15 protein-coding genes and 1 pseudogene are annotated in these 14,644 nt (G+C 61.2%); 7 read left to right on the forward strand and 9 right to left on the reverse strand.

All coding sequences use genetic code 11. The features are described from left to right. Position 1: 1 nt before the first annotated feature. Positions 2 to 829, reverse strand: a complete 828-nt coding sequence (locus tag GTQ41_RS17480; RefSeq protein ID WP_047293182.1) for an arylamine N-acetyltransferase — start codon at positions 827 to 829, stop codon at positions 2 to 4. 100 nt (positions 830 to 929) lie between these two features. Continuing rightward, positions 930 to 1,724: an exodeoxyribonuclease III gene (locus GTQ41_RS17485; protein WP_041065979.1), complete on the reverse strand. Its 795-nt coding sequence runs from the start codon at positions 1,722 to 1,724 to the stop codon at positions 930 to 932. A 229-nt stretch (positions 1,725 to 1,953) separates the two neighbouring features. Here GTQ41_RS17485 and GTQ41_RS17490 point away from each other — a divergent pair, with 229 nt between their 5' ends. Then, positions 1,954 to 2,253 (forward strand): hypothetical protein, encoded by a 300-nt coding sequence (locus GTQ41_RS17490; protein ID WP_047293181.1) that lies wholly within the window; start codon positions 1,954 to 1,956, stop codon positions 2,251 to 2,253. 91 nt (positions 2,254 to 2,344) lie between these two features. Here GTQ41_RS17490 and GTQ41_RS17495 read toward each other — a convergent pair whose 3' ends face one another. From GTQ41_RS17495 to GTQ41_RS17510, 4 genes and pseudogenes are all read right to left on the reverse strand, one after another. Beyond that, on the reverse strand, positions 2,345 to 3,913 hold the full coding sequence (locus GTQ41_RS17495) for a sensor domain-containing diguanylate cyclase (protein ID WP_047293180.1): 1,569 nt from the start codon (positions 3,911 to 3,913) through the stop codon (positions 2,345 to 2,347). A gap of 236 nt (positions 3,914 to 4,149) precedes the next feature. Next, a complete protein-coding gene (locus tag GTQ41_RS17500) occupies positions 4,150 to 4,674 on the reverse strand; it encodes a hypothetical protein (protein ID WP_047293179.1) in 525 nt (174 codons plus the stop codon). A 147-nt stretch (positions 4,675 to 4,821) separates the two neighbouring features. Next, positions 4,822 to 4,932: pseudogene (locus GTQ41_RS17505) on the reverse strand (PAAR domain-containing protein); the annotation flags it as partial. A 135-nt stretch (positions 4,933 to 5,067) separates the two neighbouring features. Next, entirely contained in the window at positions 5,068 to 5,733 is a 666-nt protein-coding gene (locus GTQ41_RS17510) for a ribonuclease T2 (protein ID WP_047293178.1), read from the reverse strand. A 165-nt stretch (positions 5,734 to 5,898) separates the two neighbouring features. On the opposite strand from GTQ41_RS17510, the gene GTQ41_RS17515 reads away from it, so the two are divergent. The 6 genes from GTQ41_RS17515 to GTQ41_RS17540 all read left to right on the forward strand — a co-directional run bounded on the left by GTQ41_RS17515 (position 5,899) and on the right by GTQ41_RS17540 (position 11,178). Continuing rightward, positions 5,899 to 6,369, forward strand: a complete 471-nt coding sequence (locus GTQ41_RS17515; protein ID WP_047293177.1) for a hypothetical protein — start codon at positions 5,899 to 5,901, stop codon at positions 6,367 to 6,369. Positions 6,370 to 6,471: 102 nt separating this feature from the next. Further along, positions 6,472 to 8,178, forward strand: coding sequence for a copper resistance system multicopper oxidase (locus GTQ41_RS17520; RefSeq protein ID WP_047293176.1), 1,707 nt, complete (start codon positions 6,472 to 6,474; stop codon positions 8,176 to 8,178). Positions 8,179 to 8,189: 11 nt separating this feature from the next. After that, complete coding sequence (locus tag GTQ41_RS17525) at positions 8,190 to 9,056, forward strand: copper resistance protein B (RefSeq protein ID WP_047293258.1); 867 nt, start codon at positions 8,190 to 8,192, stop codon at positions 9,054 to 9,056. 30 nt (positions 9,057 to 9,086) lie between these two features. Next, positions 9,087 to 9,461, forward strand: a complete 375-nt coding sequence (gene copC, locus GTQ41_RS17530; RefSeq protein ID WP_047293175.1) for a copper homeostasis periplasmic binding protein CopC — start codon at positions 9,087 to 9,089, stop codon at positions 9,459 to 9,461. A gap of 3 nt (positions 9,462 to 9,464) precedes the next feature. Continuing rightward, positions 9,465 to 10,334, forward strand: a complete 870-nt coding sequence (copD, locus tag GTQ41_RS17535; protein ID WP_047293174.1) for a copper homeostasis membrane protein CopD — start codon at positions 9,465 to 9,467, stop codon at positions 10,332 to 10,334. Positions 10,335 to 10,392: 58 nt separating this feature from the next. Continuing rightward, positions 10,393 to 11,178 carry a transporter substrate-binding domain-containing protein gene (locus GTQ41_RS17540; protein WP_080963263.1) on the forward strand — a complete coding sequence of 262 codons (786 nt, stop codon included), beginning with the start codon at positions 10,393 to 10,395 and terminating at the stop codon, positions 11,176 to 11,178. 136 nt (positions 11,179 to 11,314) lie between these two features. Here the strand turns inward: GTQ41_RS17540 and GTQ41_RS17545 are convergent, their stop codons facing one another. The 3 genes from GTQ41_RS17545 to GTQ41_RS17555 form a co-directional block, all read right to left on the reverse strand. Continuing rightward, a complete protein-coding gene (locus tag GTQ41_RS17545) occupies positions 11,315 to 11,530 on the reverse strand; it encodes a hypothetical protein (protein WP_047293172.1) in 216 nt (71 codons plus the stop codon). Positions 11,531 to 11,632: 102 nt separating this feature from the next. Then, positions 11,633 to 12,340, reverse strand: coding sequence for an EAL domain-containing protein (locus tag GTQ41_RS17550; RefSeq protein WP_230679365.1), 708 nt, complete (start codon positions 12,338 to 12,340; stop codon positions 11,633 to 11,635). Between the two features lie 207 nt (positions 12,341 to 12,547). Then, positions 12,548 to 14,482 (reverse strand): methyl-accepting chemotaxis protein, encoded by a 1,935-nt coding sequence (locus GTQ41_RS17555; RefSeq protein ID WP_047293170.1) that lies wholly within the window; start codon positions 14,480 to 14,482, stop codon positions 12,548 to 12,550. Positions 14,483 to 14,644: the final 162 nt, after the last annotated feature.

The following is a 14,644-nucleotide window of genomic DNA, read 5'->3' on the forward strand; positions in this document are numbered from 1 at the left end:
ATCAGGCCGGTACGAGCATCCGCGCCAGCGACTGGCGCACATGCGGCTGGTCAGGCAGGCGCAGGCCGAACTCCTGTTCCAGCAGCTCGATCAACTCATCGACATCCGCCACCTCGCGCCGCTCGCTGTCGGCGCCAATGTGATGAATCGCGAAGCTGCCGTTGTTCAGGGTCCGTCGCCAGCCATCGCCAGTGCGCGCAACCATCAGCCGTTTGGCGAACGGTGACTCGGGATGGGTCGAGACGTACCAGTTGCCGAGGGTGTAATCGATGTCTTCCTGGCGTTGCAGATCAAACAGGTACATCGCGCGCCACTCGCCTGCGACATTGGCGCGCAGCATGTAACCGTCGGCCTGTTTCTCGATGCGATAGGACTCGTGCGGCGTCGGCTGTTCAGCCTCGGTATCGAGCAACAGCGGCGCAGTCGGCACCATACCGCCAAAGCCGACATCGGTGATGTAGCGCTCGCCATCGATGATCACCAGGCTCAAGCGATGGGTGCGCGCCGTCCAGGTGCCCTCGGGTTGCGCCAGCACTACGCGTCCGGAGATACCACGGGCCTCGAAGCCCAATTCCTGCAGCAACGCCAGAAACAGATTGTTCAATTCGTAGCAGTAACCACCCCGGCCTCCGTGGAGAACTTTCTGTTCGACCGACGCCAGATCGATCGGCACCGGTGCGCCCGTGATCGTCGACAGGTTCTCGAAGGGGAAGACGCCGGTGTGGCGTAACTGCAGCTGCCGCAGGGTTTCCAGGGTCGGTGCCGGTGGGGCATCGAACCCCAGGCGCTGCAGGTACAACGTCGGATTCGCCAGACGTGGCTCGCTCATTGCTCAGTCCTTTTGCATGTGGCCGCGGATCGCTGTGCCGCTGGCCGACAGGTATACGGGATCAGGCCCCGACTCCGACAATTGATTTCGCCAATCAGCGCTACCGCCGCTTGCGCGAACCGATACGAATCCAGGTCGGTGCATGGTCGCTGGCGTGCGGTTCGTTGCGCACCCAGGCGTCGACCCCGGCCTCGTGCAGGTAAGGGCTGAGTGCCGGGTTGAGCAGCAGATGGTCAATGCGCAGACCGGAGTTGGTTTGCCAATGCTGGCGGAAGTAATCCCAGAACGTGTAGAGGCGATCCTCGGGATACAGATGACGCAGCGAATCAGTCCAGCCCTGATCGAGCAGCCGTTGATAACACTCGCGGCTTTCGGGCTGCAGCAGCGCATCCTTGAGCCAGGAACGGGTGTTATAGATGTCCATGTCGGTGGGCACCACGTTGTAATCGCCGGCCAGCACCACCGGATGATCGCTGCTTTGCAGATCCTTGGCGTAGCGGATCAGGCGTTCGAACCAGGCCAGTTTGTAATCGAACTTCGGCCCCGGCTGCGGATTGCCGTTGGGCAAGTACAGGCAGCCGACCAGCACGCCGTGCACCGCCGCCTCCAGATAACGACTGTGCTTGTCGTCGGGATCGCCCGGCAGACCACGACGGCTTTCCAGCGGCTGCGCATCGCGAGCGAGGATCGCCACGCCGTTCCATGACGCCTGACCGTGCCAGATCGCGCCGTAACCCGCCGCTTCGAGTTCGGCAGCCGGAAATGCACTGTCCACCGACTTGAGCTCCTGCAGGCAGGCGATGTCCGGCTGTTCGCGCTTGAGCCATTGCAGCAGGTTCGGTAGCCGCGCGCGCAAACCGTTGACGTTGAAGGTGGCAATCCGCAGGTTTTTCATCGTCCAGGCTCCGGCGAACAAGGTATGACAATTGTGACCCGGTAGCGGCGCCGCTGGTTGCATCGGATCAACCGCCTGCCGCGCAACAGGCGCTCACCTCTGGCGTGATTGCCGCGACCTGCCGCATGCTCAGTAAAGCTCAGGTCGCAACCGCTCGTCAGCCAGGTGGCACCAACGTTCAGGGCCGTCAGACCAAAGTCAGGTAACCGACCCTTTCTGGAGACGTACCATGACATCGCGCAAACTGACTTCGCTGTTGCTCGCCGGGCTGTTGACCTCCGCGTCGCTCGGCGCCTTTGCCGCCAATGACGGGGCAGATTCCTCAGGCACCCAATCCGGTGCGACAAGTGGCACCAACATGCCCCCCAACACCAATCCCGGAGCACCGAAAAACGGCGACAGTACCGATGGCGCCGGCAAGGGTACGGGCACTAACAGTGGCACCATGGGTTCTGGTTCGGGGGCGGGTGGCGGCACCGGTTCGGCCGGCGGCGGAACCGGCGGTGCCGGCGGTGGCACCGGGAGCTGAACGAACAAGCGTGACCGCTGGTGATCCGGCATAAAGCCAACAATCTGTGGCGCGGGAACCTGGCTCCTCGCCACAGATCAGGGGCGGGCCTTTAGCGATCCGAACGCATCAACTCGGCAACCTCCGATTCCAGCGACAACACCGCCGCACGATTGCGCCCGGCGTTTTTCGCCTGATACAACGCCGCGTCGGCACGCTGGATAAATTCTTCCACGCTGTCGTTGCCGCTGGGCACAAACGCATAACAACCCAGGCTCACCGTGAGGTAGCCGGTCGGCGAACCGCTGTGGGTGATGCGCTTGTCCATCACGCTGCGGCGGATCTGCCCGGCAATCGCCAGCGTGCCGTTGATGTCAGTGTCCGGCAGCAGCACCGCGAACTCTTCGCCACCGTACCGTACTGCCAGGTCAGCCTTGCGCTGGCAACTGTTCTTCAGCACCTGGGCCACCTGGGTCAGGCAATGATCCCCCGCCACATGGCCGTAGGCATCGTTGTAGCGTTTGAAGAAATCGATATCGAGCATGATCAGGCCGACCGGACTCGACTGCCGTGCACCGCGAGCGAATTCGATGTCCAGCGATTGCTCGAACAGCCGCCGGTTCGCCAGCCCGGTCAGGCTGTCATGAGTCGCAATCTGCTCCAGTGCGCGCTGTGCCTTGCGCAGGTTTTTCTCGATACGCTCACCGTCCCGCACCTGATGAATGAACACCCAGCCGAACAGGCCGACGCCGAGAATCACCAGCGCCACAATCACGCTGGACTGAAAGGCCCGCTCGGACCAGCCCTTGAGAATCGTGTCGCGCGAAGAGGCGGACGCGACCACCAGCGGGTAAGCCGCCAACTGCCGGTAGCCATATAAACGCACCACGCCGTCGACCACTGATCTGATCATCGCCGTACCGGCCGGTGCTTCAGGCAGCAGTTTCTGATAGATCTTGCCCCGCGCCAGCGACGAGCCGATCAGGCTTTCGTCAAACGGCCGCCGCGCCAGCAAGGTGCCGTCCTTGAGGCCGAGAAACATGATGCCGCTATCATCGAGGCTGAAGCTTTTGAAGAAGCGGTCGAAGTACGCCATCTTGATCCCGGCCATCAGCACGCCCTGAAAGTTGCCGGCGCGGTCATTGATGCGCTTCGAGATCGGAATGATCCACTCACCATTTTCCCGACTGCGGATCGCCGGGCCGATGTGCGCCACGGTAGAAACATTCTGTTGGTGAAACCTGAAGTACTCGCGGTCGGCCACGCCGTTGCCACGAGGCAGGTCCGGGAACGAGGTAATCACCCACTGCCCCTCGCGGTCGAACAGGAACATGCCGTGCAACTGTTCCAGTTGCTGCACCCGGCGGGCGAAGGTCTGCTGCAGGCGTGGTCGTTGCGCGGCGCCATATCCGTCGTCCTCGACCCAGTCGGCGAGACTGGTGAGCACCAGATCGGCAGCCAGAAACGTGTCTTCGGCCTGCTGCGCCATGGCTCGGGTCAAGTTGGTAGAGGCAACCTGCGCGTTCGCCAGATCCTGACGCCGCGTCTGCTCCAGCTGCAAATAAAGCAAGCCGGACAGGCACAGGCACACCGCAACGATGAACAGCGCTGCCGCCTTGCGCAACGGCAGGCGTTTTAGCGTGCCGGGAGTTTGATGCGGTTCGTGAATGGGGATTGGCAAAAACGTGTCCTGGGCAGGTACGACAGGGGCCGCAGCCCGAAACCCTTACTTTTTGTGAGCGTAGCCCACCGGGATGCGCACGGCAAACCCGCCGCGCCAACACACGCCCGCCCCGTTGTATCGGCGCGCGAGGGATTTGGATGAACGTCGCGCCGCGATTTATTTTCAGAGGTCGTTTTGCAGGTGATCGCCCTCGCGTATCTGCGCAGGGCATTCGCGCAGGGCACCAGTGGCAGCTATCGGGGTTTGTTGATTTCCCGCAGTAGATCCGCGACCGGCAGGTTCATGGTGTTTGAGTAGTAGGGTTTATAGCCGTACGCGGTGACGACGACTTTGCAGGGGATTTGTTGTTTGTTGGCGAGGAGTTGATTCAGCTCTGCCACCGAGAGATTTCTTTCAGAACTCCGGTTGCTTGAAGTTTCACTCAAGAATGCGCGAGTGAGATAGGAAAACTTGGCCTTGTTGTTTTCATTTTTTTCCGAGCGTATCAAACCGGTGGCGGAAAACTGTATGGCTTTGCCTACTGAGAAATCATGATCATCCGCCAATGCACAATGAAGCATGCCCGAAATCACCCCAACTCGCTCTCCGCGATCAAAAAGATCCAACACATCAACGTCCGACTGATACCGGATGACGTATAGCAGCGATTTTTCTCTTTCCACAGACTCGAAGCTCAGGTTTGCCGGAGGCTTTACGTGGTTCTTCGCACAACCAGAGCAAATAGCGAGTAAAACGCAAAGGAGTAGCCTGTACATCATGGAAACTCCTTCATGATTGAGTCAAAAAGCATATCGCCTGCCGGCTTGCCCCGGCGATACGGGCAGTAAACAACCCCAAAGCATTTGCATAATTTGTGTCTACATTGACGTTTAATGAAGGGCCAAAGGAGATAAGCCACTTTTCACCAATCCGTCGAAATTCACGTTCGGCGAGCCATTGGCAATCGGATTGGTGCCATGTCCCGGGAGTGGGCAGGCGGTCGGATCGGTGACGCGGGCGGCGGGTTTTCCGCTCATGAACAGCTCCTTGCCGTGTTGCGGGTCATCCTTTTGGGGGCGCAAGCATGCGTGAATTTCCAGGTTGCTTCAAACCTCCAGGCAAAAAAAGGCGCCCGATCGAGGCGCCTTTTTCATTCGCGTAAACCGCTCACATCAACGCGACGGTGGCACCCGAATATCCCCCGCCCGGCACTGGGTCTTCACGCCCTTGCCGCAAGCACCGAACTGCAGATCCTTGCCCATGCACACCCGCACTTCCGAGAGTTCCGGGCCGCTGCAGATCACCGCGATGCCATTGGCCGGGATGCCCGGGTTGGCCTTGCGGAACAGGTCGGCGATTTCCTGGGCTTCGAAATAATACGAGGAACTGAACGGCTGCAGCTCTTGCGGAATCTTCACCGCGCCCACCGCTTTGTCCGCCTCATCCAGATAGCCCATCGAGCCCAAACCGCTGCAAGTGCCGTGCTTGGACCATTCGTGATCAAGCAGTTTTTTGGTCGGGAACAGCGTCAGACCTTTGGTCGTCTCCGCCGCCGACAGCGTGGTCAAGGGTGGGCAGGATTCCGGCCAGCCGCCATTGGCGTATTGCGGCCACAAACCGTGCAGCACGAAGCCATAACCCTTGCCGGAACATTGCACGTCATCTTTGTGAGTGAGGCAAAAGGTCGGCGACCAGGACAGCGTCAGCAGGTAGTAATCGAACTGCCCCGCCACTGCTTCCGTTTGCACCTTGCTGGCGTGCGACTGACGCGCCGAACTCAGACCGATGCTACCGGCCGTCAGCGCGATCAGCGCCAGAATTGTAAACAGCTTTTTCATGTACCCGCTCCTTGGGACGCCTGCGTCCGTGGTTTTTGATGCTGACCAGACTTGGCCAGCGCTGATTTCGCCATGCTTGTGTTGCAAGCGCATGACGCAAGGCAAGACCGTACGCCGTTGAAAGGTCTACGATTAACAGGCAGACATCAAACCAAGGGATCCGAAATGAGTAAAGCAGACGAACTCGCCGCCAAACTCAAGCAAACCCGGCACACCCACGCGGATGCCGCGCTGGAGATCGATTGCTGGCCGGCGCAGGTCTATGACCTGTACCACCGCATCGAGGCCTGGCTGCAGCCCGTCACCGAAGTCGGCCTGAAAATCCGCCGCAACCCGACCCACGTTTGCGAAAGCTCACCTGATGGCGAAAGCCACGATTATGCGATCGACCAACTGGTGATCGAAGCCAACCAGCAAACCCTGACCTTTGATCCCATCGCCCGGTTTACCGAGGACGGCGCCGGCCGCGTACAGATCACCCTGCCGGACCGCAACACCTCCCTGCTGCGCACCGTCGATGAACATCATGAAAGCCATTGGTGGTTGCAAACGGTGGAAACCGGGCAAGAACTGGATGCGATTGCGCTGACCGAGAACAATCTGTTGCAGGTGGTGCAGGAAGGTCTGGGCCTGTAACAGGAACGGGCAAACTGTCAAAACTGTAATCCCGCCCTCAGCCAACTGAAAGCCAGCGCTGGTTAGCCTCCCCGTCATGTTTCAAACGGGGACTTCCAGCGCATGCCTTCCAACACTTCAAGACGCACCTTCGTCAAAGGCCTGGCCGCCGGCGGCCTGCTCGGCGGCCTCGGTCTGTGGCGCGCGCCGGTCTGGGCGCTGAGCGGGCCAGGGCAGATCAATGAGCTGAGCGGCAGCGAGTTCGAGCTGTTCATCGGCGAAACCCCGGTCAACTTCACCGGCAGCCCGCGCACTGCGCTGACCATCAATGGCAGCCTGCCCGGTCCACTGTTGCGCTGGCGCGAAGGCGACACGGTGACGCTGCGGGTGCGTAATCGGCTCAAGGACAGCACTTCGATTCACTGGCACGGCATCCTGCTGCCGGCCAACATGGACGGCGTGCCGGGTCTGAGTTTTCACGGCATCGAACCGGGCGGCATGTACGTCTACCAGTTCAAGGTGCGGCAGCACGGCACTTACTGGTATCACAGCCACTCCGGCTTGCAGGAACAGGCCGGGGTCTACGGGCCGTTGGTGATCGATGCGAAAGAACCGGAGCCGTTCCACTACGACCGCGACTACGTGGTGATGCTCAGCGACTGGACCGACGATGACCCGGCCAGCCTGCTGAAAACCCTGAAAAAGCAGTCCGACTACTACAACTACCACAAGCGCACGGTTGGCGATTTCATCGACGACGTCAGCGACAAAGGCTGGGGTGCCACCGTCGCCGACCGCACGATGTGGGCCGAAATGAAGATGAACCCCACCGACATCGCCGACGTCAGTGGCGCCACCTACACCTTCCTGATCAACGGCCACGCTCCTGACTCGAATTGGACCGGCCTGTTTCGCCCCGGCGAAAAACTGCGCCTGCGCCTGATCAACGGCTCGGCCATGACCTACTTCGACGTGCGCATACCCGGGCTGAAAATGACCGTGGTGGCAGCAGACGGTTTGCACGTCAAACCGGTCAGCGTCGATGAACTGCGCATCGCGGTGGCGGAAACCTACGACGTGATCGTCGAGCCCGCCGCCGACGCTTATACCCTGTTCGCCCAGGCCATGGACCGCAGCGGTTACGCCCGCGCCACCCTCGCGTCCCGCGCCGGTCTGACGGCCCCGCTGCCAGCGCTGGATTCGCGCCCACGGGTGACCATGGACGACATGGGCATGGGTGGCATGGACCACGGCTCGATGGACATGAGCGACATGGCGGGCATGGACCACTCGGCGATGGGCCCGATGCAATCGCACCCCGCCAGCGAAAAAGACAACCCGCTGGTGGACATGCAAGCCATGACCCCCACACCGAAACTCGACGATCCCGGCCTCGGGCTGCGCAACAACGGTCGTCGCGTGCTGACTTACGCCGATCTGCGCAGCACCTTCGACGACCCGGACGGCCGCGATCCCGGGCGCACGATTGAGTTGCACCTGACCGGGCACATGGAGAAGTTCGCCTGGTCGTTCAACGGCATCAAGTTCTCCGATGCCGAACCGCTGCGCCTCAAGTACGGCGAGCGCATCCGACTGGTGCTGGTCAACGACACGATGATGACCCACCCCATCCACCTGCACGGTATGTGGAGCGATCTGGAGGACGAAAACGGCAACTTCCAGGTGCGCAAACACACCATCGACATGCCCCCCGGTACCCGTCGCAGTTACCGGGTCACAGCCGATGCACTGGGCCGTTGGGCCTATCACTGCCATCTGCTTTATCACATGGAAACCGGCATGTTCCGCGAAGTGCGGGTGGAAGAATGAAGGGGCTGATGATGACTCGATTTGCAGCGTTCTCCGTGTTGTTCATCGGCACCTCCGTCATGGCCGCCAACGACATGCAAGGCATGGATCACAGCCAGATGCCCGGCATGGATCACTCGATGCAAAGCATGGACGACGGCATGATGCAGCCTGCCGCATCCACTGAAAGCCGCACGCCGATCCCGGTGCTGACCGACGCCGACCGCGCCGCCGTGTTCGCCAGCCCCGGCGGCCATCAGGTGCATGACAGCGCGATCAACAGCTACTTCCTTGCCGACAAACTTGAATGGCAAAACGCCGATGACGGCAGCGCTTTGGCCTGGGATCTGTCCGGCTGGATCGGCGGCGACATCGATCGCCTGTGGCTGCGGTCCGAAGGCGAACGCAGCAACGGCAAGACCGAGGACGCCGAACTCCAGGCATTGTGGGGCCATGCGATTTCGCCGTGGTGGGACATGGTCAGCGGCGTGCGTCAGGACTTCAAACCCGGCGCCGCACAAACCTGGGCCGCGTTCGGTCTGCAGGGCATGGCGCTTTACAACTTCGAAGCCGAGGCCACGGCGTTTCTCGGTGAGGGCGGACAAAGCGCGCTGCGGCTGGAAGGCGACTACGACATTCTGCTGACCAACCGGCTGATCCTGCAGCCCACCGCCGAACTCAACGTCTATGGCAAAAACGACCCGCAACGAGGCCTTGGTTCCGGCCTGTCGAACACTGAAGCCGGCCTGCGCCTGCGCTACGAAATCCGCCGCGAATTTGCGCCGTACGTCGGTGTGACGTGGAACCGCACCTACGGCAACACCGCCGATTACGCCCGCGAAGAAGGCGAGGATCGCAGCGAAGCACGCCTCGTGCTCGGTGTGCGGCTGTGGTTTTGAATCCCATTAAAAAACAACCTGGAGTCTTGCATGCGCACAATGAATATCACCTTGGCACTCGCCAGCGGATTGCTCTTGAGCACCCTCGCCCAGGCCCACCCGAAACTGCTGTCATCAACCCCGGCCGAAGGTGCTGACGGCGCAGCGCCGGACAAGATCGAGCTGCACTTCTCCGAAAACCTGCTGACCCGGTTCTCCGGCGCCAAACTGGTGATGACCGAGATGCCCGGCATGGCCCATTCACCGATGCCGATGAAGGCCAGAGTCAGCGCTGGCAGCGACCCGAAATCCATGCTCGTCACCCCGCTCGTGCCGTTGCCCGCCGGCACCTACCAGGTCGAGTGGCGCGCGGTGTCGTCCGACACGCACCCGATCACCGGCAACGTCACGTTCAAAGTGAAGTGAGCGATGGCAGAACTGATCAACATCATTCTGCGCCTGGCGTTGTATGTGGATTTGCTGCTGTTGTTCGGGGTGGGGTTGTTTACGCTGTACAGCGCCAACGCCGACCTGCGGTCTGGCCCGATGCTGCGTGGACTGGCGTTGATCGGGGCACTGCTGTCAGTGGCTGGACTGGTGCTGATGACAAGCACCATGAGTGGCGAAACCGAACTCGCCGCGCTCTGGCCACATCTGCAGATGATGCTGCTGGAAACGGACGTCGGGCTGGCGTGGGCGCTGCGCATGATTGCGCTGATCGTGGTGCTGATTCAGCCGGGGAAGTGGCTCGCGTCGACGGCCGGCGCGGTTGTCCTCAGCTCCCTTGCGTGGAGTGGGCACGGGGCCATGGACGAGGGCTCGCTGCGGGTCTGGCATTTCCTCAGCGACATCCTGCATCTGCTGGCGGCGGGTGCGTGGTTGGGGGGGATGCTGGCGCTGGTGCTGCTGGCAAGGGGTCGCGTGGATGAAGCGCGGATTCGCCTGCTGGCTGAGGCGGTGAAACGCTTCGAATGGGTCGGCGCGACGATTGTGCTGACGCTCTCAGTGAGCGGCGTGGTGAATTACCTGTTCATCGTCGGCCCGAGGCTGGATGACGTGCTGCTCGGCACTTACGGCGTATTGCTGGCGATCAAGGTCGTGCTGTTTGCCGGGATGCTGGTATTGGCCGCGCTGAACCGCTTCCACCTTGGGCCGGCGCTGGCGCGATCACTACGCGATGGACAGCACGTCATCGCGGCGAACGCACTCAGGCGCAGTGTGCTGCTGGAACTGGGCATGGCCCTGCTGATCGTGGCGCTGGTGGCGTGGCTCGGCACGTTGAGTCCGGACGCGGGATGACACCCGCGAAGGCCTTTCACTACACTGGCTCACCGTCCTCTGCAGAAGCCCGATGTTCATGACTATTCTAAAAAGCACGATGATCCTTTGCGGCGCGCTGACCCTGGCCGCAGGTGTGCAAGCCCAGGAAGCCACTTCGCACCTCGACAGCATCCAGCAACAAGGCCAACTGCGCGTCTGCACCACCGGCGACTACAAGCCCTACACCTTCAAGCGCGCCGACGGCGAATTTGAAGGCATCGACATCGCCATGGCGCGCTCGCTGGCCGACAGCCTCGGGGTCAAAGTCGAGTGGGTGCAGACCACTTGGAAAACCCTGATGTCGGACATGCAGGCCGGCAAGTGCGACATCGGCATGGGCGGCATTTCGGTGACGCTGGAACGGCAGAAAAAAGCCTTCTTCAGCAACACCCTCGACAGCGACGGCAAGATCCCGCTGGTGCGCTGCGCCGAGCAGGCCAAATACCAGACCATCGAGCAGATCAACCAGCCAGACGTACGTCTGGTGGAACCGGCCGGCGGTACCAACGAAGCCTTCGTCCACGCCTTCCTGCCCAAGGCGCAACTGGCCCTGCACGACAACGTGACGATCTTCCAGCAACTGCTCGACAACCAGGCCGACGTGATGATCACCGACGCCTCGGAAGCGCTGTATCAGCAGAAACTCAAACCGGGGTTGTGTGCGGTGAATCCACATCAGTACATGCAGTATGGCGAGAAGGCGTATCTGCTGCCGCGCGATGACATCAGCTGGAAGCTGTACGTCGATCAGTGGCTGCATTTGAGCAAAGTCACTGGCAGTTATCAGAAGGTCATTGGTGAGTGGCTGGCAGTGCCGCAGTAATCGTCCAGGCACAAACAGTTGTGGCGAGGGAGATTGCTCCCGCTGGACTGCGCAGCAGGCCTTCTTTTGAGGGGCCGCTTCGCGACCCAGCGGGAGCAAGCTCCCTCGCCACATTGATTCTCAGCCACAAAATCCATCAGTCATCATGCAACATCCCGGAGCTGTACTGATTCAAGCTGCTGCCAATGCTGTTGCCGCCAAACTTCAGGGTCGTGGCATGACTGCGCCCTTCGGGCGACTGACAATCCGCAGAAAAACAACTGGTGGTGGTCAAGCCACCGGCGCCCGAACAGGCACTCAATACCGAGACAGTTGCAGCGATCAACAGCACTTTGACGACAGCGGCGCGCATGGTACGGCTCCCCTTGGGATGATCTTGTGCACGCATCGTAGGCGTTCACCGCGCCCGGCAAGATGAAACCTGGCTGATCGACAGCACGGGTTCAGCTTCGCATCACACCGCCCGCCACGCCCCGGCAGGAATCTGCGCCATCGCCTCGAATGCTGGTTTGGCGAACCAGAATCCCTGCATCAGATAAATCCCGCAATCGGCCAGGAAATCCCGCTCTTCCGGGTGCTCGATGCCCTCGGCAATTACCTCGATCCCCAGTTCGGTACACATGCCCACCACGCCCCGCACAATCGCCTGACGGACACGGTCGCGGTGAATACCGCGAATCAGCGCCATGTCCAGTTTGATCAGATCCGGTTGAAAGTCCGCCAGCAGATTCAACCCGGAATACCCCGCACCGAAGTCATCAATGGCGGTCTTGAAGCCAAACTCGCGGTACTCACGCAGGATGTTCATCAAGTGCTTGTTGCTTTCGACGTGCTCGCCCTCGACCGCTTCGAAGATCAGCCGCTCAAGCGGAAACGCATGCGCACGCGCCGCCTCCAGCGTGCTGCGGATGCACAGGTCCGGGCGATAAACCGCGTTGGGCAGGAAGTTGATCGAGAGAAAACCGGTGAGGCCCAACTGCGCGGCGGTGGAGATCGCCCGCACGCGGCACAATTGATCGAAGCGATAGCGGTTCTGGTCATCGACCTGCTGCAGCACCGACAGCGCCCCTTCGCCCTGCACGCCCCGGACCAACGCCTCGTGGGCGAAGGTCGATTGATCACGCACATCGACAATCGGCTGGAACGCGAACGAGAACGCCATGTCGGCCTCGCCTTTTTGCCGGCAGCCTTGGCACCCCCCGCTGGGCTGGGGGAAAATGGGTGTATTGGTCATGACGCCCCCTGAGAGCGGGTTGCAACCATCCATGGCCCAGAAAAAATCACTGCACGGACCGGGTGGCGCCGCGTGGCGGCCCCCGCTTATACAGGCTGACCGGTCAATTCCGGCCAAGTTCATTGCGAAATGCCATCAGGTGCGGAAATGCGCCGTCATGCGTTGCAAGTCCTGCCCCAGCGACGCCAGCTCAAGGGTCGCGGCAGCACTTTCTTCGCTGGCGACGGCCGACTGATCAGCCACATCGCGCACGCTGACGATGCTGCGATTGATCTCATCGGCCACCGCACTTTGCTGCTCGGCGGCGGCGGAAATCTGCAGGCTCATTTGCTGGATCGTACCGATCGACTGGTTGATCTCGGTGATCGCCTGCTCGGCCTTCTGCGCCAGCACCACGGTGTCCAGCGTGCGTTCGCGGCTGGATGTCATCAGTGTAGAGGCCGCTTGCGTGCCCTGCTGCAAGGTGACAATCAGCGCTTCGATTTCCTTGGTCGAATCCTGGGTGCGCTGCGCCAGCGAGCGCACTTCATCGGCAACCACGGCAAAACCACGGCCCTGCTCCCCCGCCCGCGCCGCTTCAATCGCCGCGTTCAGCGCCAACAGATTGGTCTGCTCGGCGACAGCCTTGATCACATCGATGACCTTGCCGATCTGCTCACTGTCCTGGGACAGCACGTTCATCGCCGCGCCCAGGTCCTCGATTGCCACCGACAGTTCGCTGATCTGCACAGTCGCCTGCTTGACCACCGCGCTGCCGTGACGTGCCTGCTGATCGGCCAGAGTTGCGGCGGCGGACGCGTCGGTGGTGTTGCGCGCGACCTCCTGCACCGTCGAGGCCATTTCGTGCATCGCCGTGGCGACCTGATCGACCTCGACCTTCTGCTGGCGCACACCGGCGCTGGTCTGCTCGCTCATCGCCGAAAGCTTCTCGGCCGACGTCGAAATATGCGTCACGCCGTTACCGATCCCCTGCACCAGTGTGTTGAGACTTTGCGCCATGTCCTGCATCGCGTTTTGCAGATCGCCCAACTCATCCTTGCGGCTGGATTTGGCTTGCACCGTCAGATCGCCCTTGGCAATCCGCCGCGCCAGTTCCACCGTCAGCGCCAGCGGCCCGGTGATCTGCCGCGAGATCAACACCGCAGCCAACAAACCGACTACCAGCGCCAGCACGGTCAGCACGGCAATCTGGATAAACGCACGATGTTGATCGTCCCGCGCCAGACGCTGCTGGGTGTCCATCAGCCCGGTCATGATGCTGTCCATCGCCTGGCTCTGTTGATCCACCTGCTGGCGCAGGCTCTGCTTCTGCTCGAACAGCGCGGCAACCTCCACCAGCACCTCGCGATACCGCCGGATCCCGGCCTGCGCCTCCTCAAGCTGACTCGACAAGGCTGCCGGCAACCCGCTACGCGCCTTGCCCATGTCCGTCAGAAACGTATCGGTGGTGTCCAGCAGCACCTGCTTGTTGGCCTCACTCGGCACCGCGATATAACGCCGCAGCATCAGACGAAACATCGTCATGCCATTGCGCAGATCCGCCACCGTGCGCAAGTCCGCCACCCGCGCACTGTCGACTGACGCCAACGCACTGGCCGTGGCGCTCTCGAACAGCCTGTTGAAGGTCTCGGCGTACTTGTCCGACATCGCCCCCAACGGTTTCAGCGCTTCGCTGGTCGCCTTGTCCGCCTCGACCAGGCGCTTGACCTGCTGATCGTAAGCCAGCGTGGTGTCCTGCAAACGCTTCAAGGCCTGCTGGTTTTCCGCCCGCGTCAGAGTCTGCAAGGCCTTGGCGATCAGCCCTTGCAACACATTCAACTGCGACTGATAAGCCTCGGCATAAGTGACATCCGCCGCCGCTTCGTATTGCTTCTCCGACAGACGCATGTCCTGCGTCGCATCGTTGAGCGTGCCGATCAGACGCGTGGTGTCCAGGCGATCCACCAACACATTGCTGCTGCTGTAGCCAATGAAGGCCACCGCCCCCACCGCCAGCAACAGAACGCCAAACCCGGCCCCCAACTTTCGGGAAACCTTGATGTTGCCCAGGAAATTCGATGCTTCTGCCATGTTCAGCCTCTAACGCCCTGACGCGATTCAGCGTCAGGCACAAAAAGTAGATCTCTGATAACCGGAGTTACCGCTCATATTCGGGGTCGTCGTCCTGGGCGAAATACGGGCAGCTTCCACTGACCCGGCTGCAACTGGCCAATGCGAAAAACCGTACTGACG

The organism is Pseudomonas sp. AN-B15, assembly GCF_019056475.1.
GTDB lineage: Bacteria > Pseudomonadota > Gammaproteobacteria > Pseudomonadales > Pseudomonadaceae > Aquipseudomonas > Aquipseudomonas parakoreensis.

Coding starts and splice junctions, on each gene's coding strand:
- GTQ41_RS17480 (WP_047293182.1), bottom strand. CDS start 829: ATGAGCGAGCCACGTCTGGCGAATCCGACGTTGTACCTGCAGCGCCTG.
- GTQ41_RS17485 (WP_041065979.1), bottom strand. CDS start 1,724: ATGAAAAACCTGCGGATTGCCACCTTCAACGTCAACGGTTTGCGCGCG.
- GTQ41_RS17490 (WP_047293181.1), top strand. CDS start 1,954: ATGACATCGCGCAAACTGACTTCGCTGTTGCTCGCCGGGCTGTTGACC.
- GTQ41_RS17500 (WP_047293179.1), bottom strand. CDS start 4,674: ATGATGTACAGGCTACTCCTTTGCGTTTTACTCGCTATTTGCTCTGGT.
- GTQ41_RS17510 (WP_047293178.1), bottom strand. CDS start 5,733: ATGAAAAAGCTGTTTACAATTCTGGCGCTGATCGCGCTGACGGCCGGT.
- GTQ41_RS17515 (WP_047293177.1), top strand. CDS start 5,899: ATGAGTAAAGCAGACGAACTCGCCGCCAAACTCAAGCAAACCCGGCAC.
- GTQ41_RS17520 (WP_047293176.1), top strand. CDS start 6,472: ATGCCTTCCAACACTTCAAGACGCACCTTCGTCAAAGGCCTGGCCGCC.
- GTQ41_RS17525 (WP_047293258.1), top strand. CDS start 8,190: ATGACTCGATTTGCAGCGTTCTCCGTGTTGTTCATCGGCACCTCCGTC.
- copC (WP_047293175.1), top strand. CDS start 9,087: ATGCGCACAATGAATATCACCTTGGCACTCGCCAGCGGATTGCTCTTG.
- copD (WP_047293174.1), top strand. CDS start 9,465: ATGGCAGAACTGATCAACATCATTCTGCGCCTGGCGTTGTATGTGGAT.
- GTQ41_RS17540 (WP_080963263.1), top strand. CDS start 10,393: ATGACTATTCTAAAAAGCACGATGATCCTTTGCGGCGCGCTGACCCTG.
- GTQ41_RS17545 (WP_047293172.1), bottom strand. CDS start 11,530: ATGCGCGCCGCTGTCGTCAAAGTGCTGTTGATCGCTGCAACTGTCTCG.
- GTQ41_RS17550 (WP_230679365.1), bottom strand. CDS start 12,340: ATGGCGTTCTCGTTCGCGTTCCAGCCGATTGTCGATGTGCGTGATCAA.
- GTQ41_RS17555 (WP_047293170.1), bottom strand. CDS start 14,482: ATGGCAGAAGCATCGAATTTCCTGGGCAACATCAAGGTTTCCCGAAAG.